We start from the raw sequence: 22,306 nt of genomic DNA, 5'->3' as shown, positions 1-22,306 counted from the left end.
AGATGCGTCGCTACACCGGCAAGCTCTGGTAGGGCAACTCGTCGCCTGGGCTGCGGGCGAACTGGCGCTTGTATTCGCGGCTGAACTGCGAGGTGCTCTGGTAGCCCACCCGGTGCGCGGCCTGGGCCACGCCAAGGCCCTCGCCGATCAGCATCTGCTGGGCCTTGAGCAACCGCAGGCGCTTGAGGTATTGCATGGGCGCCATGTCGGTGCAGCGTTTGAAATGCTCGTGGAAGGTCGACACGCTCATGTTGGCGCGGGCTGCCAGGTCCTCGACGCTGAGCGGCGCCGTGTAGTGCTCGCGCAGGTGGGCGAGGGCAGCGCCGATGCGGGCAAAGTGCCCCTGCTGCTCCACCAGGGCCCGCAGCACCCCGGCCTGAGGCCCACGCAGCGCGGTGTAGAGCACTTCGCGTACCCGTGCCGGGCCGAGCACCTTGGCATCCAGCGGGTCCTGCAGGCATTGCAGCAGGCGCTCGACGCTCTCGCGCATCGGGGCGTCCAGCGCGGCCGAGGTCATCGATTGCGGCGTCTGCGCCTGCACCGCAGGGTCCGGCGGCAAGTCCATGCTCTGCACCAACTCGCCCAGCACGCTGCGGTCGATGTCCACGGCCACGCCAAGCAGCGGGGCGTCCTCGGTGGCGAAGGTCTCGCACATGAATGGCACCGACAGCGCCTGCACCAGGTAATGCCCGGCGCCGTATTCCAACGTGCGCGGGCCCAGGCGCGCCAGCTTGCTGCCCTGGGCCAGGATCATCAGGCTCGGTTCGTAGATCTGCGGGCTGCTGGCCACATAGTGCCCCCAGCTCAACACCTGGACTTGGGGCAGGTGGGTGGGCACGAACCCAGGGCGCGTGGCGAGGTTGCGGATGAGCCCGCAGAGCGGGGCGTTGGCATCGACGTGACGGGTCAGTTGCATGATGGGCCAGGGCGGAGGATCAGACACTGCAATCATCGCAGATCGAAGGAAAGACGCCAGGTGTAGTGTGGCAACTTCGGAGAATCAGGCATGCATGCCGGAGAATCAGCCGTGGGCTCGGTGGTGCAGGGGCGTGCACAATGCGTCGCCTGAATCGTTTCACTGACTGCGAGGCCCTGTATGTACACCGCCATCGGTTACGCCGCCCAAACCCCGACCAGCCCACTGGCCCCCATGACCTTCGAGCGCCGCAGCCCGCGCCCGGACGACGTCGCCATCGAGATCCTGTATTGCGGCGTGTGCCACTCCGACATCCACCAGGCACGCAACGAATGGGGCATCGCCGTGTACCCGCTGATGCCTGGTCACGAGATCATCGGCCGGGTCACCGCCGTCGGCGCGCAGGTCTCGGCGCACAAGGTCGGCGACCTGGTCGGAGTCGGTTGCATGGTCGACTCCTGCCGCCACTGCGAAGCCTGTGCCAAGGACCTGGAACAGTATTGCCTGGAAGGCCCGACCATGACCTACGCCACCCCTGACCGGGTCGACGGCAGCAACACCATGGGTGGTTACTCCAGCAACATCGTGGTCAACGAGCACTTCGTCGTGCGTATTCCTGTCGGCATGGACCTGCCCAGCGCGGCGCCGATCCTCTGTGCCGGCATCACCACCTATTCGCCGCTCAAGCATCACGGCGTCGGCCCTGGCCACAAAGTGGGCATCCTCGGCATGGGCGGCCTGGGCCACATGGGCATCAAGCTGGCCAAGGCGCTGGGCGCCGAAGTGACGCTGTTCACCCGCTCCCAGGCCAAGGCCGAGGAAGCCCGCCGCCAGGGTGCCGACCATGTGATCGTGTCCACCGACGCCGAGCAGATGCAGGCCGCGGCCGGGCGTTTCGACTTCCTGCTCGACACCATTCCGGTGCAACACGACCTCAATCCGTACCTGGAAACCCTCAAGTTCGACGGGGTGCACATCCTGGTCGGGCTGATCGAGCCGATCGACCCGGCGGTGCACGCGGCCAACCTTGTGCTCAAGCGCCGGGTGCTGGCTGGCTCGTTGATCGGCGGCATCGCCGAGACCCAGGAAGTGCTGGACTTCTGCGCCGAGCACGACATCCGCTGCGATATCGAGATGCTGGATATCCGCAACATCAACCAGGCCTACGAGCGCATGATCGCCGGTGATGTGAAGTACCGCTTCGTGATCGACATGGCCACCCTCAAGGGCTGAATCAGCAGGGCTGCTGCGCAGCCCTTTCGCGGCGCTAGGTCGCTCCTTACCTGAACGGTCGGGGTAGGAGCGGCCTTGCCGGGGAGCCGGGCCGGCCGGTTCTTCGAGCGTCAACGCCCACAACGGTTGTGGCACCACGCCCTGACGCGTACCATGCCGGGCATTCCTCCAATAACCCATCATGCGTCAACCCCGTCGAACCTCGGCGTGGGTCGTGCGTTCTATCGCCTTGTCCGCGTAACAGCGAGTTTCCTCCATGAATGGACCCACCCCCGTCAACATGCCCCCGACCGTGGGCAGCGGCAGCTGGCTGAGCGTGATCGCGCTGGCCCTGGCCGCCTTCATCTTCAATACCACCGAATTCGTGCCGGTGGCGCTGCTCAGCGACATTGGCCGCAGCTTCGACATGAGCACCGCCCAGGTCGGCCTGATGCTGACCATCTACGCCTGGGTCGTGGCCCTGGCCTCGCTGCCGATGATGCTGCTGACCCGCAACATCGAGCGTCGCCGCCTGCTGCTGCTGGTGTTCCTGGTATTCATCGTCAGCCACCTGCTGTCGTGGCTGTCGCAGAGTTTCGCCATGCTGCTGGTCAGCCGCATCGGCATCGCCCTGGCCCACGCGGTGTTCTGGTCCATCACCGCATCGCTGGCGGTGCGTGTCGCGCCGCCCGGGCAACAGGCCAAGGCCCTGGGTCTGCTGGCCACCGGTACCACCCTGGCGATGGTGCTGGGCATTCCGCTGGGGCGCGTGGTCGGCGAGGCGCTGGGCTGGCGGGTGACGTTCCTCAGCATCGCCGGCGTGGCCCTGGCCACCATGCTGTGCCTGTTGAAATCGCTGCCGTTGCTGCCGAGCCAGAACTCCGGTTCGTTGCGTAGCTTGCCGATCCTGTTCAAGCGCCGCGCGCTGGTGATCACCTACCTGCTGGTGACGCTGGTCATCACCGCGCAATTCACCGCCTATAGCTATATCGAACCGTTCGCCCTGCACGTGGCGCAGATCGGCGGCGAGCGCACCACCTTGCTGCTGTTGCTGTTCGGCGGCGCCGGGGTATTCGGTTCGGTGCTGTTCAGCCGCTACAGCGAGCGATTCCCCCAGGGCTTCCTGCTGGGTTCCATTGGCGTGCTGGCGGCCTGCCTGCTGTTGCTGTTGCCATTGTCGGGCAACTTCTATGTGTTCGCCGGGCTGAGCATGTGCTGGGGCGTGGCGATCCTGAGCTTCAGCTTGGCGCTGCAATCGAAGACGCTCAAGCTGGCGTCCGACGCCACCGACGTGGCCATGGCGCTGTTCTCGGGTATCTACAACATCGGCATCGGCGGTGGTGCGCTGCTGGGCAGTATCGTCAGCAGCCAGCTGGGCGTTGCCCATATCGGCCTGGTGGGCGGTGTCGTCGCCGTGGTCGGGCTGGGTATCGCGGTGGCCAGCAGCCGGCGCTTTCGCGAGGCCTTGATCCCTTGATGGATGGATGGTGGGCTGCCACAAGCGCAGCTCACCTCAATAGCGATGCCCACGCCGACACCAGCAACAGCCCCGCCAACCCTCGGTTGAACCACAGCAACCGCCCCGGCGCCTGCAACCAGCGCGCGCTGCCCACACCCAATACTGCCCACGCCGTCATGCACGGCAGCGCAATCAGCAGGAAGACCAGCGCCAGTTACCATACCGGCAACGACGGTGCGGCGAACACGCCGATCACCGCCACCGCCATCAGCCAGACCTTGGGGTTGACCAGTTGCAGCGAGGCCGCGCTCACCACGCCGAACGGGCTCGCGCTGGCGTTGCCGAGTGGCTCGCTGGCTCCGCGCAGCATGGCGAGGGCCAGCCAGCTCAGCCACAGGACCCCGGCCCAGCTCATCAGTTGTTGCGCCAACGGATGACGCAGGAGCACTTCGCCAAGCCCCAGGCCGACCACCAGCACGATCGCGGCCGCTGCGCCACAGGCCGCGAGGATCGGCGCCAGGCTCGCACGCAGGCCTTGGCGGGCGCCGTGGGCGAGGATCAGCAGGTTGGTCGGCCCGGGGCTGATGCTGGCGACCAGGGCAAACAGGATGAAGGGCAACAACGATTGTGACATGGCGAACGGCTCCGGTTGATCAGAGCGTCATGTTCGCCGCCAATGCGGCACTAGTCTGGAAGGTTTGAGCAGCGCTTGCGGTAATCCGCCGGAGTCAGGCGATAGGCCCGGCGAAACCAGCGCCCGAGGTGGCTCTGGTCGGCGAAACCCAGGGCCACGGCCACTTCGGCGGGCGTCTGGCCCAGGGCCAGCAAGCGCCGGGCGCGGGCCAGGCGTAACTGGATCAGGTAGGCATGCGGAGCAAGGCCGAAGGCGGCCTTGAAAGCGCGGGTCAGACGGAAGCGGTCGACGCCGCAGACCAATGCAACCTCTTCCAGGCTGATGTCGCGCTCCAGGTTGGCATGCAGGTAATCACGCGCACGCTGGGCGGTCAGTGGCAGGCGGGGGTCGGGATCGAGGCGCTTGCGCCAGTGCAGGTGACAGGTCAGGCAGCCGAGCAATTGGTCCATGGCGCTTTGCCGAACGATGCGCAGCTCCTGGTCGTGCACAGCGCGAAAGGCCACGGCAGTGGCATGGGCCAACCGGGCGTCGTGGCACAGGGTATCGGCGAAGCTGGGCAGGTTGCCGCTGGGCGCTTGTTCGAACACCGAGCGTAGTTCTGTCTCGAGCCAGTGGGGTTGCAGGTACAGCGTGGAGTAGGTGAAGCCGTCGGCGGTCGGGGCATGGCCATCGTGGATGTCACCCGGTTCGAGCAGGAACACCTGGCCTGGCGTGCTGTGGTGGCGCACCCGGCGGCAGTTGAATTGCTGCACGCCCTGTTCGGTGACGCCGACCAGGAAACTGTCGTGCCAGTGTGGGTCGTAGGCATGGCCGACGAAGTGTGCGCGGACCGACTCGATGCCGGTGTCGGCGTCCTGCTTGAGGTCGATCCAGTTGCTCATGGTGGCGGGGCTGCGGCTGGGAAAGGGTTGTTTACCTTAACGCACCGGCCTCTGCTCGTTTAGAACAATTGTGCAGGCTCCAGTGCCGCGAAACGCTCGCGCAGCCACACATGCAGGCGCGACACGGCGGGCGACAACTGTTTGCGATGCGGGCAGGCGAGAGTCACCGGGGTGAGCTCGCCAGGGTACTCGGGCAGCAGCACTTCCAGTTCACCTGCCGCCACGTTGGCGCTGACATCCAGCCACGATTTGTAGGCGATGCCCTCGCCGAGCAGCGCCCAGCGCCGCACCACGTCGGCGTCGTCGCTGAACAGTGGGCCACTGACCTGGACCAGGCGATTGCCCAGCCGCCATTTGTCATAGATCCGCCCCAGTTGCAGATAAAGCAGGCAGGCGTGGTGCTGCAGGTCGTCGACGCTCAGCGGCCGGCCATGACGGGCCAGGTAGCCGGGTGAGGCGACCAGTACCCGGCGGTTCCAGGGCGCCAGGGGCAGGGCGACGTAGTTGGCTTCCTGATTGATGCCGTAGCGAATGGCGACGTCCACCGGGTCACGGAACAGGTCGGCGATCTGGTCGGACAAGAACAGCCGCAGGCTCAGGTCAGGGTGATCGCGGCGAAAATCGCTCAACCACGGCAGCAGGATGTTGCGCCCCAGGTCCGAAGGCGCCGAGACCTGCAGCACACCGCGCAGTCCGGAGTGCGCGCCATGCAGGTTGTCGCGGCCTTGGCGCAGGCTTTCCAGTACGTTGAGCGCGGTGGGCAGGTACAGCTCGCCCTCGGCGGTCAGCCGCAGGCTGCGTGTGGTGCGGGCGAACAGGCGCACGTCGAGGTCGCGCTCCAGGCGCTTGATCGCGGCGGCGACCTGCCCAGGCAGCAGGTCGGCCTCATGGGCTGCCGCGGTGAAACTGCCCAGCGCACTGCTGCGTACGAACAGTTCGAGGTCATCGATACGGAGCATTTTCACTCCAAAGGTGAAAGTGTTGCTGCATTCTGCTGGTTTTTCTTCCCTGAAGGAAAGATAAGATGTGCCACGAATCCCGTCCCGCTTAATTGGAGTTGCAGCATGGATACCGTCTCCCTGGCCAAGCGCCGCTATACCACCAAGGCCTACGATGCCGCTCGCAAGATTCCCCAGGCGACCATCGATGCGCTGCTCGAACAACTGCGCCACAGCCCGTCGTCGGTCAACTCGCAACCTTGGCATTTCATCGTTGCCGACAGCCCGGAAGGCAAGGCGCGCCTGGCCAAGGCCACCGAAGGGCGCTTCGCCTACAACACGGCGAAAATCCTCGACGCTTCGCATGTCATCGCTTTTTGCACCCGCACCGACATGACCGAGGCGCACCTCGACGCCGTGCTCGACCAGGAACAGCGTGACGGGCGCTTCCGCGATGAGCAGGCCCGTGCCGGCCAGGACCAGACCCGCCGCGGCTACGTCGACCTGCATCGCTTCGACCTCAAGGACCTGCAGCACTGGATGGAGAAGCAGACCTACCTGGCCCTGGGTACCGCACTGCTCGGCGCCGCTGCCCATGGCCTGGACGCTACACCGATCGAAGGCTTCGACAGCAAGGTGCTCGACGCCGAGCTGGGCCTGCGCGAGCAAGGCTATAGCAGCGTGGTGTTGCTGAGCCTGGGCTACCGCAGCGAGTCGGACTTCAACGCTGGGCTGAGCAAGTCGCGCCTGCCGGCTTCGACGGTGTTCACCTTCCTGTAATCCCGCCGTGCTCCTACCAGAACGCGGTAGAGCCTGCGGACAACGCCCGGCGGAACACCTCGATGGCCTGCTCGATCTCGGCCTCGGTGGTGAACCGCCCGATGCTCACCCGCACGCTGCGCCGCGCCTGCGCTTCATCCAGGCCCAGCGCCAGCAGTACGTGGGATGCCGCATTGCTGGCGGAATTGCAGGCCGAGGTGGTCGACAACGCCAGTTCACTGGCCAATGCGGCGCTGTTGAAACCTGCGGCTTCGATACACAGGTTAAAAGTGTGGGGAACACGCTGCACCGGGGAGCCATTGAGGCTGATCCCAGGGAGTGCAAGAAGCCCCTCGCGTAGCTGGGAAGCAAGCCGTTCGGTGTGTTGGTAGTCGTTGTCTCCCGGCTGCCCGGCCAGGGCGAAAGCGCTACCCATGCCGACGATCTGGTGGGTGGCCAGGGTGCCTGAGCGCAGCCCCTGCTCATGGCCACCGCCGTGGATCTGTGCGCGCATCAGCTTGCCCGCGCGCGGGCCGACATACAGTGCACCGATGCCTTTGGGCCCATAGACCTTGTGCGCCGAGAACGACATCAGGTCCACCGCGCTCGTGCCGAGGTCGATCGACAGTTTGCCGACCGCCTGGGCGGCGTCGACGTGGAACAGCGCGCCATGGGCGCGCACCCGCTCACCGATGGCGGCAAAGTCGGTCACGGTCCCCAGTTCGTTGTTGACGGCCATCAACGACACCAGCCGGGTATCGGCACGCAGCGCCGCTTGCACTGCGTCCGGGTGGATCAACCCTGACGTGTCGGGAGCCAGGCGGGTTACCGCCCAGCCCTGGCGTTCCAGTTCGGCCACGGTATCGAGTACCGCCTTGTGCTCCAGCTGGCTGGTGATCAGGTGGCCCGCTTGGCCGATGCCCTGGGCAATGCCCTTTAGGGCGAGGTTGTTCGACTCGGTGGCGCCAGACGTCCAGACCATGGTCTGCGGGTCGGCACCGACACGCTCGGCGACCTGGCGCCGGGCCTGCTCGACGACCTCGCGTGCGGCCTGGCCGTGGGCATGCCCACTGGATGCCGGGTTGCCGAACGTGGCATGGCGACCGAGGCAGGCCAGCATGGCCTCGATGACCCGGTCGTCGACCGGGGTGGTGGCGGCGTAATCGAAGTACAGTGGGGCGCTAGGCATGGGGCGGGTCCGGGCAATGTCGCCGTGGAATCGGCGATCGATGAACCTAGCGTAACGGTGCCCTCGAACACGCTTTTTGCCAAATCGTGGCGTGGCGCTTCAGGTTCGTGAAAAAGATTCTCCTGATCAGGAAGGCTGGAGAAAATATTTCCCCATCTCGCTTGGCCGGCAGCGCAATCAGGCCGGTTGCATGGCTTTCTGCTCCTCTTCCATCACCACCCGCTCGCACAACTCGATGATCTGTTCGCGCATCCAGCGGTTGGCTGGGTCCTGATCGGTACTCTCGTGCCAGTACAGGTGCGTCTCCAGAGGCGCCACCTCTACGGGCAACGGTTGGTAACGCAACTGGTGGCGGCGGGCGAAACGCTCCGGCACGGTCATCACCATGTCGGTTTGCTGCAGCACCTGGGAAGCCATCAGGTAGTGCTGCGAACGCAGCGCTACCTTGCGTTGCACGCCCATCTTGCCCAGGGCCAGGTCGACATAGCCCAGGCCGTTGCGGCGGCTGGAAATGTGGATATGGGTCATGCCCAGGTAATGCTCGAGGGTCAGTCGCGAGTCGGCCAGCGGGTGGCCTTGACGCAGGGCGCAGACGAAGCGGTCCTGCATCAGTTTCACGTGGCGTACCTGCGGGTCGGTGTTGAGCGGCGCATCGACGGCGAAGTCCAGGCGCCCGGCCGCGAGCTCCTTGGTGGTCTCGCGGCGCTTGCACAGGAAACTTTCGATCATCACTGCCGGTGCCAGGCGGCGCAGGCGCTGGAACAGCGGCGGTAGCACCACCGCCTCGGTGAGGTCGGTCATGCTGATGCGGAAGGTCTTGCTGGCCTGCTGCGGGTTGAAGATGCGGCTTTCCTGCACCGAGGTGCGCAGCAGCGCCAGAGCATTGCGCACCGGGCCGATGATGTTCTGCGCCATGGGCGTGGGCACCATGCCTTGGGCGGTACGCACGAACAAGGGATCGTTGAAGGTTTCGCGCAAACGCGACAGGGCGTTGGACACCGCTGGCTGGGTGATGCCGACGATCTGCCCGGCGCGAGTCAGGTTGGCTTCGGTGTAGATCGCGTCGAAGACGATGAAAAGGTTCAGGTCGACTTTGCTGAGGTTCATGGGCGCCGCTCTTATTGGAGTTATTGGCCGATCATATATCGGTTATGAATGTTTATACACGCGGAAAATAGGTTAGGTGGATGAAGGGTGGCTGCTCTAGGCTCTGCCCATGTCTTTCGAATCGTGAAGGTAGCCCCGATGGATTTCGCCTATTCGCCCAAAGTCCAGGCACTGCGCGAGCGTGTCAGCGCATTCATGGATGCCCATGTGTATCCCGCCGAGCCGGTGTTCGAACGCCAGGTCGCCGAGGGCGACCGCTGGCAGCCCACCGCGATCATGCAGACGCTGAAGAGCAAGGCCCAGGCCGAGGGCCTGTGGAACCTGTTCTTGCCGGACTCCGAGTACGGCGCCGGGCTGAGCAACCTGGAATATGCGCCCCTGGCGGAAATCATGGGGCGTTCGCTGCTGGGGCCGGAACCTTTCAACTGCTCGGCGCCGGACACCGGCAACATGGAAGTGCTGGTGCGCTATGGCAGCGAGGCGCAGAAGCGCCAGTGGCTGGAACCGTTGCTGCGCGGCGAGATCCGCTCGGCCTTCGCCATGACCGAACCGGACGTGGCCTCGTCGGATGCCACCAACATGGCGGCCACTGCTGTGCGCGATGGCGACGAATGGGTGATCAACGGGCGCAAGTGGTGGACTTCCGGTGCCTGCGATCCGCGCTGCAAGGTCCTGATCTTCATGGGGCTGTCCGACCCGCAGGCGCCGCGTCACCAGCAACACTCCATGGTCCTGGTGCCGACCGATGCACCGGGGGTGAAGATCGTCCGGCCTCTGCCGGTGTTCGGCTACGACGACGCGCCCCATGGCCATGCCGAGGTGCTGTTCGAGAACGTGCGGGTGCCCTATGAGAACGTGATTCTCGGTGAAGGCCGTGGTTTCGAGATCGCCCAGGGCCGCCTCGGGCCGGGCCGGATCCACCATTGCATGCGTTCGATCGGCATGGCCGAACGCGCGCTGGAGTTGATGTGCAAGCGGGCGGTGGCTCGCACTGCGTTCGGCCGGCCATTGGCACGGTTGGGTGGCAACGTCGACAAGATCGCCGATTCACGCATGGAGATCGACATGGCGCGGCTGCTGACCCTGAAAGCCGCGTACATGATGGACACCGTCGGCAACAAGGTGGCGCGCAGTGAGATCGCCCAGATCAAGGTGGTTGCGCCGAACGTGGCGTTGAAGGTGATCGACCGGGCCATCCAGATGCATGGCGGGGCAGGGGTGAGCGGTGATTTCCCGTTGGCCTACATGTACGCGATGCAGCGCACCCTGCGCCTGGCCGATGGGCCGGACGAGGTGCATCGGGCGGCGATTGGCAAGTATGAGATTGGCAAGTATGTGCCGGCGGAAATGACGCGTAGCGGTCACTGAGGAGGGTACTGCATGAGCTCCTGGCGGGCGGAGCGCCAAGGAGCTCATGGTGGATTCACTGGGTCTTGAGGTCCACCACCAGATCCTGTGCGGCCTTGGTGGCTAGCACGCTCATCAGCTTGCTCATTTCGTCCTGACGCCCGACACCAGCGTCAGCGCTGCCCATCATCACGTTTGGCACAGGCGCGCGGCCAGCCGCGTCGGCCCAAGCGCGGTTGATCTCGACTAGCGCGTCAAGTTTGGTCTGCAGCGCTCCATCGGCCTTGATCTGGGCTTCGCGGGCATAGGCTTCGGCATCGGCGGCGATCTTGGTGGCCTCCGCATTGACGCGCGCGGTATCGCGCAGTAGCTCGGCGGTCTGCTTGTCGATCTCGGCGCGGCGGTTTTCCCGTTCTGCATTGATCAACGTGAGCTGCTTTTCGGTTTCAGCCTCGGTGGTGCGTTCGATCTGGTTGCGCAAGCTTTCCTGGCGTCTGGCCTCGACATCCTTGGCGCCCCGCGCAGTCACCAGTTCTTTTTCCTCTTCTTCCTTCAGGCGATTCTGCCGTGCGACTGCCAGTTCTGCGAGCGCCTGTTGCACGCGTACCATGCGCTGCTGATATTGCGGGTTGGGGTCGATATGGGTGACCCGTGCGTCCACGAGTTCGACGCCGAACAAGCGAAACTGCTGTTGTTTGCGCAGCTCCTGGCCATCCTTGCCCAATTTCTTCTCGATGACGAAGCGGGTCGAGCTGTTGTCGCCAAAGCTCCCCTGCTCGGTGCCGGATTGCAGCACGGCTGTCTGTGGCGGGAAGTTGTCACGCTTGACGCGGATTTCCTTGCGGCTGGTCAGGTACAGGCCGTTACGCAGCTGGTTTTCGAATTCCGCACCGAAATGACTGCGGTTCCCCGCGTAGTAGTCATCGGCGCTCATCAACGATGCCGTTGCCTGGAGGGTTTCCTTCACGGCTGGCAGCAGCGCACGTTGCAGGAAGTTGTCGGGGGTCCGGTATTCCTGGGCGATCTTCAAGAAGGCATCGCCGGAAGGCAGGCGAAACTGGGTGCTGAACTCTGCCTTGGCGTCGACATTGCCAAGGAACACGATGGGCAGGTTTTCGATGGTCACGGCGGGGTGCCCATTGGGTACGGCGTCATCATCGACCTGCATGGCCGACTGGACGCCAATGGTGCGACGCCAGGCCGTGCTGCGGCCAAACCATTTGGTGGCGTAGCCTACGTCTTCGACGACCTTCTCTTCGCCAAAAATGGTGCGCACATGGGTCATCTGGCCCGCTTCGTTATAGAAGTACACGTGATCGAAGGTGACGGTGAAGGCGCCTATCGCCAGCGCGGGGATCAACACCGCTGCGATCAACTTGCCGCTGATACGCAGGGAGTTGAAAGACTGCATCGAGAGCTTTTGCATGGGCCACTCCTTGTGGGAAGTGCGAATGCTGCCTAAGCCTGGATATGCCTTACAATCAGCGGATTCCGAGACGCTTGTAGGACACGGTCAGCCCTCGATTTTGTTTGCCACCTTTGCTCCGCGCGTCTTGATCAACGACACTACCACCCCGCCCAGCAGCAACCCGAACGTCACCCCCAGCGACAGCAACGCCGGCACCTTGCCGACCATGCCGTGGTAGAAGATCTTGCAGCCGATGAAGATCAGCACCATCGCCAGCGCGTACTTGAGGTAGACGAAGCGGTGCATCAGCGCCGACAGGGCGAAATACAGCGAGCGCAGGCCGAGGATGGCGAAGATGTTCGAGGTGTAGACGATGAACGGGTCCTGGGTGATGGCGAAGATCGCCGGCACGCTGTCGACGGCGAACACCAGGTCGGCCAGTTCGATCAGTACCAGGGCCAGGAACAGCGGGGTGGCGTAGCGCAGGGCCTTGCTCTGGCCAGGCGGGGTGAGGCGCACGAAGAAGTGCGAGCCGTGGATCTCGTCGGTCACTCGCATGTGCCGGCGCACGAAGCGGATGATCGGGTTGTCGGCCAGGTCCGGGTGGTTGTCCTCCTTGGACAGGGCCATCTTCACCCCGGTGAACAGCAAGAAAGCTCCGAAGAGGTACAGCACCCAGGCGAAATGTTGCACCAGTGCAGCACCCACGCCGATCATGATCGCCCGTAGCAGCACCACGCCGAGGATGCCCCAGAACAGCACACGGTGCTGGTAGCGCCGGGGGATGGCGAAGTAGCCGAAGATCATCGCCATGACGAACACGTTGTCCATCGACAGCGACTGCTCCACCAGGAAGCCGGTATAGAACTCCAACGCCGACTGGGCGCCCAGCTCGTGCCAGACCCAGGCACCGAACAGCACGCCGACACTGAAATAGCCGCTGTACAGCAGCAGGCTCTCGCGCATTTCGATTTCGCGGTCTTGGCGGTGCAGCACGCCGAGGTCGAGCACCAGCAAGCCGATGACGATGGCCATGAAGACCAGCCACAGCCAGGTGGCGGTACCCAGAAATGGAGTGGTGAGGAATACGTGCAGAGCCGTCATGAGCCCCTCCTTGATAGTCGACGTTGCATGGCAACAGTGATCCGACATCACGGCTGGGCAGCCGTCAGAGGGGCCCGGTATCACATGACTTAGAGCCTAGCCCCATCCCTCGGTGGTGCCGAACGGCGTCCTGTTACTTTTCTTTGCAAAGTGCCCTTAAAGCGATCAATTCCCAATTGTTAATTATTGTTAATAAAGATTAATATGCGCTCCGCCGCCTCAGAGCGGCCCGCCCTTGGCGAGCAACCACAAGAACAATGCCGTCGATCAGCCCCAACGTCATCAAGTAGGGGTCAACAAGCGTGCCAAAGCACCATTCACAGAACACGGATCACGTGGCATGGACCGCCACTCCCGTCCGCCAGCGCGCGTCACTGCCACTGGCCATACTCGCGGCGAGCCTCGCCGCACCGATCGGCATCGCCTGGGCCGAGGATACCCAGGTCAAGGGCGCCCTCGAGCTGGGGGCCACCGCCGTCACCGATACCTCCCTGGGGGAAACCACTGAGGGGACTCATTCGTACACCACGGGGGCGACCCGAACGGCCACGCGTATGGCCTTGTCGCCGCGTGAGACCCCGCAGTCGGTGAGCGTGATCACGCGCCAGCAGATGGACGACCAGAACCTCACCAGCATTGGTGATGTCCTGGCCAAGACCCCTGGCATCACGGTTACCAAGCTCGATAGCAACCGCGCCAGCTTCCAGGCCCGCGGCTTCGAGATCGACAACTTCCAGATCGATGGCATTCCCGCTGCATTTCGCTTCGGCAACGGTATCGACCAGACCGACATGGTGATCTACGACCGTGTCGAGGTGCTGCGCGGTGCCACCGGGCTGCTCAGCGGTTTCGGCAGCCCTTCGGCGACCGTCAACCTGGTGCGCAAGCGGCCGACGCGCGAGTTTTCCGGTTATGCCTCTCTTGGCGCGGGCAGCTGGGACACCTATCGAGGCGAGCTCGACGTGGGCGGCGGGCTGACCGCCTCCGGCAATGTGCGCGGGCGTTTCGTCACCGCCTACGAGGACGGCCAGTCGTTCATGGATAATTTGTCCGAGAAGAAGCAGGTGATGTACGGCATCGTCGAGGCCGACCTGTCGGAAGACACCCTGCTCAGCGTTGGCCTGAGCCGCCAGACCAACCGCCCCGAAGGTTCCTCCTGGGGCCCGTCCACGGCCTTGGTCGACAGTACCGGCAACGGCTTCAGCATGCCGCGTTCCTTCAACCCCGCCACTAAGTGGAGCCAGTGGGACAATACCAACGACAACCTGTTCGTGACCCTCGAGCAGCGCCTGGCCAACGATTGGTCGATCAAGGCATCGGCCAGCCGCACCGAATCCGATGCGCCGATCACCCTGGGCTCGGCCGCCAGCGGCAACCCCAACCCGGTCGATGGCAGCGGCATGGGCGTGTGGCTGGGCCGCTACCGTTACAAGACCGACCAGAATGCCTACGACCTGTATGCCAGTGGGCCGTTCGAGTTGCTGGGGCGCGAGCACGAGTTGGTCGTCGGTGTTTCCCATCGCGATATCCGTGCCCATGAGGACAACTGGCCATTCTTCTTCGCCAGCGCGCCGAACATCTTCCAGTGGGACGGCAACTTCCCCGAGCCTGATTGGGGCCGCCCGACCAGCAAGGTCGATACCCGCCTGCAGGAAAGCGCGGCGTACCTCACCGGCCGCTTCAAGCCGACCGACAACGTGTCGGTGATCCTCGGCAGCCGGCTGTCCAACTGGCAGCTGGACAGCACCCGCCTGGATACCACCAGCGGCCAGCGCAGCAAGACCCAGGACCTGGAAGAGAACGGCGTGGTGGTGCCCTATGCCGGCGTGGTCTATGACCTCGATGAGCACTGGTCGGTGTACGGCAGCTATACCAGCATCTTCAAGCCCCACGAGAGTGAGGAGGACATCGATGGCAAGATGATCGAGCCGGAAGAGGGCGATGCCTACGAAGTGGGGCTCAAGAGCGCGTTCTTCGACGGCCGACTGAATGCCAGCCTGGCCTTGTTCGAAGTGCGCCAGGACAACCTGCCCGAGCTGGTCGGTTTCGACGCGGCCACCAACACCTCGGTGTACCGCGCGGTGCAAGGCGCCAAGACCCGCGGCTTCGAGCTGGAGGTGGCCGGCGAACTGACCCCGGACTGGCACGTGCAGGGTGGCTTCACCCATCGTGTGACCAAGGATGGCGATGGTGACAAGATCGCCACCATCGAACCGGAGAACCTGCTGCGCCTGTCCACCACGTACCGCCTGCCCGGGGCCTGGGACAAGCTCACCCTCGGCGCCTCGGCCAACTGGCAGAGCAAGATCTGGAAAGACCTCTACAACCCGGCCACCGACACCGACGACTACCGCCACACCCAGGCCAGCTACCTGACCCTGGATGCCTTGGCCAAGTACCAGGTGACCGAGCAGTTGTCCGTGACGCTGAACGGCAACAACCTCACCGACAAGCGCTACTACGGCAACCTGGGCTTCTACAACGGTGGCTTCTACGGCGATCCGCGCAACTTCATGCTGACCACCCGCTACGACTTCTGAGGCGACCTGCCTCAGTAGACCCACACTTCCACGCGCCGGTTGCGCAGGCGGCCCTGCTCCAGGTCGTTGCCTGCCACCGGCAACTCGTCGCCCATGCCCGCCACCTCCAGCACCTCGACCCCGTCGCGGGCCAGCTCGCGGCGCACCGCCAGGGCCCGCAGGCGCGACAGCAGGGCAGCGCGGCCGGGCGTTTCCTTGGTGTCGCCGAAGCCGACCAGCACGGCCTTGCCCTGCAACTTGCCGGCCTGGCGCAGGTATTCGACCACCCGCTGGACGTCGCGCAGGGCCTTGTTGTCGAGGCTGGCGCTGCCCTCCTGGAAGCGGAAGTTGACGCTCAGGCGCTGTGCCTGTTGCGCCAGGCTACGGTAACGCGGTGGCATGTCAGCCTGGGCGGGAACCGGCTGGGCCTTGATCTGCTGCGAGACGAAGCCTTGCTCGGCGACGATCGCCTGGCCAGCCGGGCTCTGGGCGAACTCGACCAGGGCCCTGGCCTGGGGCTTGGCATTGGCCGGCAGGTAGAAGTACAGCCGCCGCGACAGCGGGTAGTCCTCGCTGGCGACCAGAGCGCGTGCCGGTAGCATCGCCGGAGCATCGCCCTCGGCCACCGCGAGCACTTTGGCACCGTGCACCGAAGCGAGGCTGCTGAAACCAATGGCCTGACGGTCACTGCCGACCCGCATGGCCAATTCGTCGCTGGATTCGAAACGCTGCGCGCTGGCCGCCAGTTCGGCATGTTGTGGCTCCAGCACCAGGGCCTTGAAGGTTTCGTAGGTGCCGGAGCGGTCGTCACGGGCGTACAGGTGGATGGGCCCGCGGGAGGCGCCCAGTTGTTCCCAGCGCTGTATCTGCCCGGAAAAGATCTGCGCCAGTTGCGTGGTGGTCAACTGCGGCAGTGGGTTGTCCGGATGGACGATCACCGCCACGCCATCCAGGCCGATGACCTGTTCGGAAGTGGCCGCCCGCAAGTCACCCAGCGCGCGCAATTGCTGCCGTTCGGCGTCGCTGATGGGCCGTGAGGCGGCGGCAAGGTCGGCCTCGCCACGGCCGAGTGCGCTGAAACCGGTGCTCGAGCCATGCGCGGCGATGTCGATACGCAGTGTCTTGCCGTTGCCGTCACGGGCGTTGATCACGGTCTCGTTGGCTTGCGCACCTGGTCGCTGTTCGATGGCCTGGGCGTGCTGTGCCTGCAGCAGCCCCGTGGCCAGTGCCGGGAGCAGGGCCGCGCCGATGGTATTGGAGCCTTGTACGCGCAACTGCGCGGACTCGGCCAGAACCAGGCCGGGCAACAGGGCGATCAGCAGGAAAAGCACGCGGGGCATGCCGGGCAACCTTGTGACATAGCGTTGCCCGGCAGATTACGACGATGGCGTGACCGAAATATGACGCTCAGGACATGTCAGCCGCCGAGTGTACTCAGTGCGCACCTGCCGACTTGCTCAGGTCGCTCTCGGCCCATTCGGTATAGATGCAGGCATCGGCCACCGCCCAGCGGACTTTCACGGTATCCCCTGGCTGCATCGGCATGCCGGCGGCGGACAACGCCTTGACCGTCAGTTCGGTGCCGCCTGCAGTGACCACATGGCAGGTCTGGCTTTCACCCAGGAACAGCACCTCGGCCACCTTGGCGCCGACCTCGTTCCATCCCGCCGGCAGCGGTTCGCGTGCGGCCTGCTCGGCAGTCAGGGCCAGGGCTTTTTCCGGGCGCACCATGATCAGCGCCTGCTGCTCGGCTGCAAGGCCCGGGGTCAGGCGGATGGCCACCGGCTGGCCCTCGAAATTGCCGGCACCGTGGCTATTGGCGGTGATGCGCAGGAAGTTGGAGTTGCCCAGGAACGAGGCGACGAAGGCGTTCGGCGGGTTCTGGTAGAGATCGTAGCCACTGCCCAAGCCGACGATCTTGCCGTGGCTGAAGATGGCGATGCGCTGGGACAGGCGCATGGCCTCTTCCTGGTCGTGGGTCACGTAGACGATGGTGATGCCCAGCCGCCGATGCAGCTGGCGCAGTTCGTCCTGCAGGTCTTCGCGCAGTTTCTTGTCCAGTGCGCCGAGCGGTTCGTCCATCAGCAGGATCCGTGGCTCGTACACCAGGGCCCGGGCGATCGCTACGCGCTGCTGCTGGCCACCGGACATCTGCGAAGGTTTGCGGTGAGCGAACTTTTCCAGTTGCACCAGCTTGAGCATGGCATCGACGCGCTTGTTGGTTTCGGCGGTGCCGAGCTTGCGGATGGCCAGGGGGAAGGCGATGTTGTCGCGTACGGTCAGGTGCGGGAACAGTGAGTAGCGCTGGAACACCATGCCGATGTCACGCTTGTGCGGCGGCACGTTCACCAGCGACTGGCCTTCGACCAGGATCTCGCCACTGCTTGGCGTCTCGAAGCCGGCCAGCATCGACAGGGTGGTGGACTTGCCCGAGCCGCTGGAGCCGAGGAAGGTCAGGAACTCGCCGTCCTGGATCTCCAGGTCGAGGTTGTCCACGGCGGTGAAGTCGCCGTAGTGCTTGTTCAGGCCGCGCAGGCTGACCAGGGTCTTGCCGTGCGCGTTGTCTTTGATGACTGCACTCATTGTGGTTTTCTCCGCGCGCTCAGGCGTTGGCTTCGGTGCGCCGGCGCAAGGCGGCGGCAATGAACATGACAAGCAGCGACAGGCCGATCAGCAGCGTCGAGGCGACGGCGATCACCGGGCTGAGGTCCTGGCGCAGGGTGGTCCACATCTTCACCGGCAGGGTCTGCAGGTCGGGGCTGGCCATCATGACGCTCAGGACCACTTCATCCCACGAGACCAGGAAGGCGAACAGGCCGCCAGCGATCATGCCGGGGCGAATGGCCGGGAAGGTCACCTTGCGAATCGCTTGCAGGCGCGAGGCGCCGCAGATGACTGCGGCATCCTCGATCGACTGGTCGAACAGCTTCAGCGAGTTGATGATCGAGATGATGGTGAAGGGCAGGGCGACGATGACATGGCTGACCACGAAGGCGAACAGCGTGCCGGTATAGCCCAGCTTGAGGAACAGTGCGTATACCGCCACGGCGATGATCACCAGCGGCACGATCATCGGCATGGTGAACAGGCCGTAGAGCATCTCGCGGCCCGGAAAGCGACCACGCACCAGGGCGAACGCGGTGGGCAGGCCCAGCGCCACGGCGGCGAGGGTGGTCAGCACGGCGACCTTGAGGCTGGCCAGGGCGGCCTCCATCCACTCGGGGTTGGAGAAGAACTGGCCATACCACTTGAAGGTCCAGCCCGGAGGTGGAAACACCAGCCATTGCGAGGAACCGAACGACAGCAGGATGATGAACACCACCGGCAGCAGCAGGAAGGCGGCGATGACGCCGGTGGTCAGGTACAGGCCCGTGCGCAGCGGGCGGCCCATGGCATTGGGGGACAGGAGCATGGCGGTTTACCTCGCGTTGCCGACCGGGGATTCCGGTTGCAGCTTCAGGTACAGGTAGAAGAGCACCAGGGTGATCACCACCAGCAGTGCGGCGGCGGCGCTGGCCAGGCCCCAGTTGAGGAACGACTGCACCTGCTGGATGATGAATTCCGGCAGCATCATGTTCTGCGCCCCACCCAGCAGGGCCGGCGTGACGTAGTAGCCGAGCGACATGACGAACACCATCAACGCACCGGAGAACAACCCCGAGCGGCACAGTGGCAGGAACACCTTCCAGAAGTTGGTCCAGGGGCTGGCGCCGCAGATGGAGCCGGCCTGCAGCACCATCGGGTCGATGGCGTGCATGGTCGCCTGCAGCGGCAGGACGATGAACGGGATCATGATGTAGCTCATACCGATCACCACGCCGGTGAGGTTGTGCACCAGTTCCAGCGGGGCATCGATGATGCCCATGGCCATCAACGCCTTGTTGATCACCCCCGAGCCCTGCAGCAGCACCAGCCACGAGTAGGTGCGCGCCAGCAGGCTGGTCCACATCGACAGCAGCACGATGTTCAGCAGCCAGCGGCCCCAGCCCTTGGGCACCAGGGTGATCGCCCAGGCCAGCGGGAAGCCCAGCAGCACACTGATCAGCGTCACCAGGCCGGCCACCGAGAAGGTGTTGAACAGCACCCGCGCATAGGCGGAGTTGGCGAACAACTGCTCATAGTTGCTCAGGCCCGGCACCGGCTCCAGCACGCCGCGCAGCAGCAGGCCGATCAACGGAGCGAAGAAGAACAGGCCGAGGAACAGCAGGGCCGGCAACAGGTTGCGGCTGCCTTTCCAGCGCTGGCTCAGGCTGACGCGGCGGCTGGCCGCGCCCGGGGCGCCCGTGGGGGCACCTTGGGCGTTATGCAGGGCGTTGATGGCGACTTTCATTTGACCAACCACTCATTCCAGCGCGCGGCGATGGCCTGGCCGTTCTTGGCCCAGTAGGCGAAGTCCAGGGTGACCTGGTCCTGGGCGTAAGCGGTCGGCAGGTTCGGTGCCAGGTCCTTGTCCAGCTTGGCCACGCTGTCGAGGTTCACTGGCGCATAGGCCGTCTTGTTGGCGAACTCGGCCTGGCCCTCGGCGCTGCTGGCGTTGGCCAGGAACTTCATGGCCGCGTCCTTGTTCTTGGCGCCTTTGGGGATGACCAGGAAATCGGCCATGACCAGGTTCTGCTTCCAGCTCACGCCCACCGGCGCACCGTCTTGTTGCAGGGCGTAGACACGGCCGTTCCAGAATTGGCCAAGCGAGGCTTCGCCAGAGGCCAGCAACTGCTGGGACTGAGCACCACCGCCCCACCAGACGATGTCTTTCTTGATGGTGTCGAGCTTCTTGAAGGCGCGGTCCAGGTCCAGCGGATAGAGCTTGTCGGGGGCTACGCCATCGGCCAGCAGGGCTAGCTCCAGCACCCCGGGGCTTGGCCATTTGTACAGGGCGCGCTTGCCCGGGTAGGTCTTGGTGTCGAACAGCGCAGTCCAGTCGACCGGCTTGTTGGCACCGAGCTTGCCTTCGTTGTAGCCGAGCACGAAGGAGAAGAAGAACGAGCCGACGCCGTGGTCGGAAACGAAGCGCGGGTCGATCTTGTCGCGTTGGATGGTGTTGAAGTCGAGGGGTTCGAGCAGGCCTTCGCTGGCGGCGCGCAGGGCGAAATCGGCTTCGACGTCGACCACGTCCCACTGCACGTTGCCGCTCTCGACCATGGCCTTGAGCTTGCCGTAGTCGGTGGGGCCGTCCTGGACGACTTTGATGTCGGTACTTTTGCTGAAGGGAACGGCCCACGCTTCTTTCTGGGCGTCCTGGGTGGTCCCGCCCCAGCTGACGAAATTCAGGCTGTCGGCGGCCTGGGCGGCCTGACATGCCAGGGTCAGCAGGCTGGCGGACAGCACTGCGGTTACACGTTTGCTCAACAGCATGGTTACGCCCTCGTTGCTTTTGTTATTCGAGGCGGGGCTATTTGTCTTGCGCCCGCCAACTGTGTTCGGGGAGCAGCTTTACAAAGTGTCTTGCGGCCGATTGTGATTGTAGGTGCCGGCCTGCAGTTTAAGGTCTACGGGATATCATATTATGGTATTCCAAACTTTTCGCAAGAGGGAGGAGGCGACCGGCCATCACTCCGCGGCTCGGCGCCGGCTACAGCATTCCTGTAGGAGCGGGTTTACCCGCGAATACGATGGTGAATTCACCGACGCATTCGCGGGTAAACCCGCTCCTACAGGGATAGCGTGATGCCATCCCGTCGGATTCAGCCCACCATCCCCGATTCGAACGGGATGCTCTGCACCACTTCCAGTTCGTAGCCCGCCAACCCCGCATACTTCAGCGGCGGCCCGAGGTGGCGCAGCTTGCCCACGCCCAGGTCCTGGAGGATCTGCGCCCCGGTGCCCACTTCCGAATACACCTTCGATTGCCCGCGCTGGTAGGGGCGTACCGGCTGGGTCAGTTGCGGAACCCGCTCCAACAGGGCCTGGGAGGACTCGTGGTTGGCCAGGATCACCACCACGCCGGCCCCTTCCTCGGCCACCTTCTGCAGTGCCGCCCAAAGGGTCCAGTTGGCCGGGCCGGCATATTCGGCGCCGACCAGGTCGCGTAGCGGATCGATCACATGCACGCGCACCAGGGTCGGTTGCTCTCGGCGGATATCGCCCATCACCATGGCCATGTGCACGCCGCCTTCGATGCGGTCCTCATAGGTGACCAGGCGGAAGGTCCCGTGCACGGTCGGCAGCTCGCGTTCGCCGATGCGCTTGATGGTCTGCTCGGTGCTCAGGCGATAGTGGATCAGGTCGGCGATGGTGCCGATCTTGATGCCGTGCTGGGCGGCGAAGACTTCCAGGTCCGGGCGCCGGGCCATGGTGCCGTCGTCGTTGAGCACCTCGACGATCACCGAGGCGGGCGTGAAGCCGGCCAGGCGTGCCAGGTCGCAACCGGCCTCGGTGTGGCCTGCGCGGGTCAGCACGCCGCCTTCACGGGCACGCAGGGGAAAGATGTGGCCGGGCTGGACCAGGTCTTCCGGGCGGGCATCGGGGGCCATGGCCGCAGCCACGGTACGGGCCCGGTCTGCGGCGGAAATGCCAGTTGTCACGCCGCTGGCCGCCTCGATCGACACGGTGAAGGCGGTGCTGAACACGCTGCCGTTGGCCGGCACCATCTGCTCGAGACCCAGGCGCTGACAGTGCTCGTCGGTCAGCGTCAGGCAGATCAGGCCGCGCGCCTCGCGGGCCATGAAGTTGATGGCCTGGGCGTCACAGCGCTCGGCGGCGATCAACAGGTCGCCTTCGTTTTCCCGGTCCTCGTCGTCCACCAACAGCACCATCTTGCCCTGCCGGTAATCTTCGAGAAGTTCTTCGATGCTGTTGAAAGCCATGCTGCACGCTCACTGTGGTGGGGTGGTTTT

18 protein-coding genes and 1 pseudogene are annotated in these 22,306 nt (G+C 64.6%); 5 read left to right on the top strand and 14 right to left on the bottom strand.

The window, feature by feature from the left end; translation table 11 throughout:
* Positions 1–10: 10 nt before the first annotated feature.
* Positions 11–916 carry an AraC family transcriptional regulator gene (locus tag IAE37_RS01510; RefSeq protein ID WP_201167732.1) on the bottom strand — a complete coding sequence of 302 codons (906 nt, stop codon included), beginning with the start codon at positions 914–916 and terminating at the stop codon, positions 11–13.
* A gap of 180 nt (positions 917–1,096) precedes the next feature.
* Here IAE37_RS01510 and calA point away from each other — a divergent pair, with 180 nt between their 5' ends.
* Together calA and IAE37_RS01500 are read left to right on the top strand one after the other, a co-directional pair.
* Positions 1,097–2,149 carry a vanillin reductase gene (calA, locus tag IAE37_RS01505; protein ID WP_201167730.1) on the top strand — a complete coding sequence of 351 codons (1,053 nt, stop codon included), beginning with the start codon at positions 1,097–1,099 and terminating at the stop codon, positions 2,147–2,149.
* Positions 2,150–2,405: 256 nt separating this feature from the next.
* Positions 2,406–3,605 carry a sugar transporter gene (locus tag IAE37_RS01500; RefSeq protein ID WP_201167728.1) on the top strand — a complete coding sequence of 400 codons (1,200 nt, stop codon included), beginning with the start codon at positions 2,406–2,408 and terminating at the stop codon, positions 3,603–3,605.
* A 31-nt stretch (positions 3,606–3,636) separates the two neighbouring features.
* Here the strand turns inward: IAE37_RS01500 and IAE37_RS01495 are convergent.
* From IAE37_RS01495 to IAE37_RS01485, 3 genes and pseudogenes are all read right to left on the bottom strand, one after another.
* Positions 3,637–4,221, bottom strand: a pseudogene (locus IAE37_RS01495) (LysE family translocator).
* A 50-nt stretch (positions 4,222–4,271) separates the two neighbouring features.
* Complete coding sequence (locus tag IAE37_RS01490) at positions 4,272–5,102, bottom strand: AraC family transcriptional regulator (protein WP_201167726.1); 831 nt, start codon at positions 5,100–5,102, stop codon at positions 4,272–4,274.
* 59 nt (positions 5,103–5,161) lie between these two features.
* Entirely contained in the window at positions 5,162–6,061 is a 900-nt protein-coding gene (locus IAE37_RS01485; RefSeq protein WP_201167724.1) for a LysR family transcriptional regulator, read from the bottom strand.
* 105 nt (positions 6,062–6,166) lie between these two features.
* Between IAE37_RS01485 and nfsB the strand changes: the two genes are divergently transcribed.
* The gene (nfsB, locus tag IAE37_RS01480) at positions 6,167–6,820 is read left to right on the top strand and encodes an oxygen-insensitive NAD(P)H nitroreductase (protein WP_201167722.1); all 654 of its coding nucleotides are present in this window, start codon (positions 6,167–6,169) and stop codon (positions 6,818–6,820) included.
* Positions 6,821–6,833: 13 nt separating this feature from the next.
* Here nfsB and IAE37_RS01475 read toward each other — a convergent pair whose 3' ends face one another.
* The gene (locus IAE37_RS01475; RefSeq protein WP_201167720.1) at positions 6,834–7,988 is read right to left on the bottom strand and encodes a cysteine desulfurase family protein; all 1,155 of its coding nucleotides are present in this window, start codon (positions 7,986–7,988) and stop codon (positions 6,834–6,836) included.
* Positions 7,989–8,165: 177 nt separating this feature from the next.
* On the bottom strand, positions 8,166–9,095 hold the full coding sequence (locus tag IAE37_RS01470) for a LysR family transcriptional regulator (protein WP_201167719.1): 930 nt from the start codon (positions 9,093–9,095) through the stop codon (positions 8,166–8,168).
* A 138-nt stretch (positions 9,096–9,233) separates the two neighbouring features.
* Between IAE37_RS01470 and IAE37_RS01465 the strand changes: the two genes are divergently transcribed.
* On the top strand, positions 9,234–10,463 hold the full coding sequence (locus tag IAE37_RS01465) for an acyl-CoA dehydrogenase (RefSeq protein WP_201167718.1): 1,230 nt from the start codon (positions 9,234–9,236) through the stop codon (positions 10,461–10,463).
* Between the two features lie 55 nt (positions 10,464–10,518).
* Here the strand turns inward: IAE37_RS01465 and IAE37_RS01460 are convergent, their stop codons facing one another.
* Both IAE37_RS01460 and IAE37_RS01455 read right to left on the bottom strand, forming a co-directional pair.
* Positions 10,519–11,868, bottom strand: a complete 1,350-nt coding sequence (locus tag IAE37_RS01460; protein WP_201167717.1) for an SPFH domain-containing protein — start codon at positions 11,866–11,868, stop codon at positions 10,519–10,521.
* Between the two features lie 87 nt (positions 11,869–11,955).
* Positions 11,956–12,954 (bottom strand): TerC family protein, encoded by a 999-nt coding sequence (locus tag IAE37_RS01455; RefSeq protein ID WP_201167716.1) that lies wholly within the window; start codon positions 12,952–12,954, stop codon positions 11,956–11,958.
* A 335-nt stretch (positions 12,955–13,289) separates the two neighbouring features.
* Here IAE37_RS01455 and IAE37_RS01450 point away from each other — a divergent pair, with 335 nt between their 5' ends.
* Positions 13,290–15,494 (top strand): TonB-dependent siderophore receptor, encoded by a 2,205-nt coding sequence (locus IAE37_RS01450; protein ID WP_201167715.1) that lies wholly within the window; start codon positions 13,290–13,292, stop codon positions 15,492–15,494.
* Positions 15,495–15,505: 11 nt separating this feature from the next.
* Here IAE37_RS01450 and IAE37_RS01445 read toward each other — a convergent pair whose 3' ends face one another.
* The 6 genes from IAE37_RS01445 to ribBA form a co-directional block, all read right to left on the bottom strand.
* The gene (locus IAE37_RS01445) at positions 15,506–16,813 is read right to left on the bottom strand and encodes a substrate-binding domain-containing protein (protein ID WP_201167712.1); all 1,308 of its coding nucleotides are present in this window, start codon (positions 16,811–16,813) and stop codon (positions 15,506–15,508) included.
* A gap of 94 nt (positions 16,814–16,907) precedes the next feature.
* Entirely contained in the window at positions 16,908–18,056 is a 1,149-nt protein-coding gene (locus tag IAE37_RS01440; RefSeq protein WP_201167709.1) for an ABC transporter ATP-binding protein, read from the bottom strand.
* Between the two features lie 19 nt (positions 18,057–18,075).
* Entirely contained in the window at positions 18,076–18,885 is an 810-nt protein-coding gene (locus tag IAE37_RS01435) for an ABC transporter permease (RefSeq protein ID WP_201167706.1), read from the bottom strand.
* Between the two features lie 6 nt (positions 18,886–18,891).
* The gene (locus IAE37_RS01430) at positions 18,892–19,803 is read right to left on the bottom strand and encodes an ABC transporter permease (protein WP_201167703.1); all 912 of its coding nucleotides are present in this window, start codon (positions 19,801–19,803) and stop codon (positions 18,892–18,894) included.
* Positions 19,800–20,825 carry a polyamine ABC transporter substrate-binding protein gene (locus IAE37_RS01425; RefSeq protein WP_201167701.1) on the bottom strand — a complete coding sequence of 342 codons (1,026 nt, stop codon included), beginning with the start codon at positions 20,823–20,825 and terminating at the stop codon, positions 19,800–19,802. Before IAE37_RS01425 ends, IAE37_RS01430 begins: the two co-directional genes overlap by 4 nt.
* Before the next feature lie 329 nt (positions 20,826–21,154).
* A complete protein-coding gene (gene ribBA / locus IAE37_RS01420; RefSeq protein WP_201167698.1) occupies positions 21,155–22,276 on the bottom strand; it encodes a bifunctional 3,4-dihydroxy-2-butanone-4-phosphate synthase/GTP cyclohydrolase II in 1,122 nt (373 codons plus the stop codon).
* Between the last annotated feature and the right edge of the window lie 30 nt (positions 22,277–22,306).

This window comes from Pseudomonas sp. S31 (genome assembly GCF_016648105.1).
Lineage (GTDB): Bacteria > Pseudomonadota > Gammaproteobacteria > Pseudomonadales > Pseudomonadaceae > Aquipseudomonas.
The sequence above is the reverse complement of the archived record's forward strand: the minus strand, read 5'-3'. Positions and strand labels throughout refer to the sequence as shown.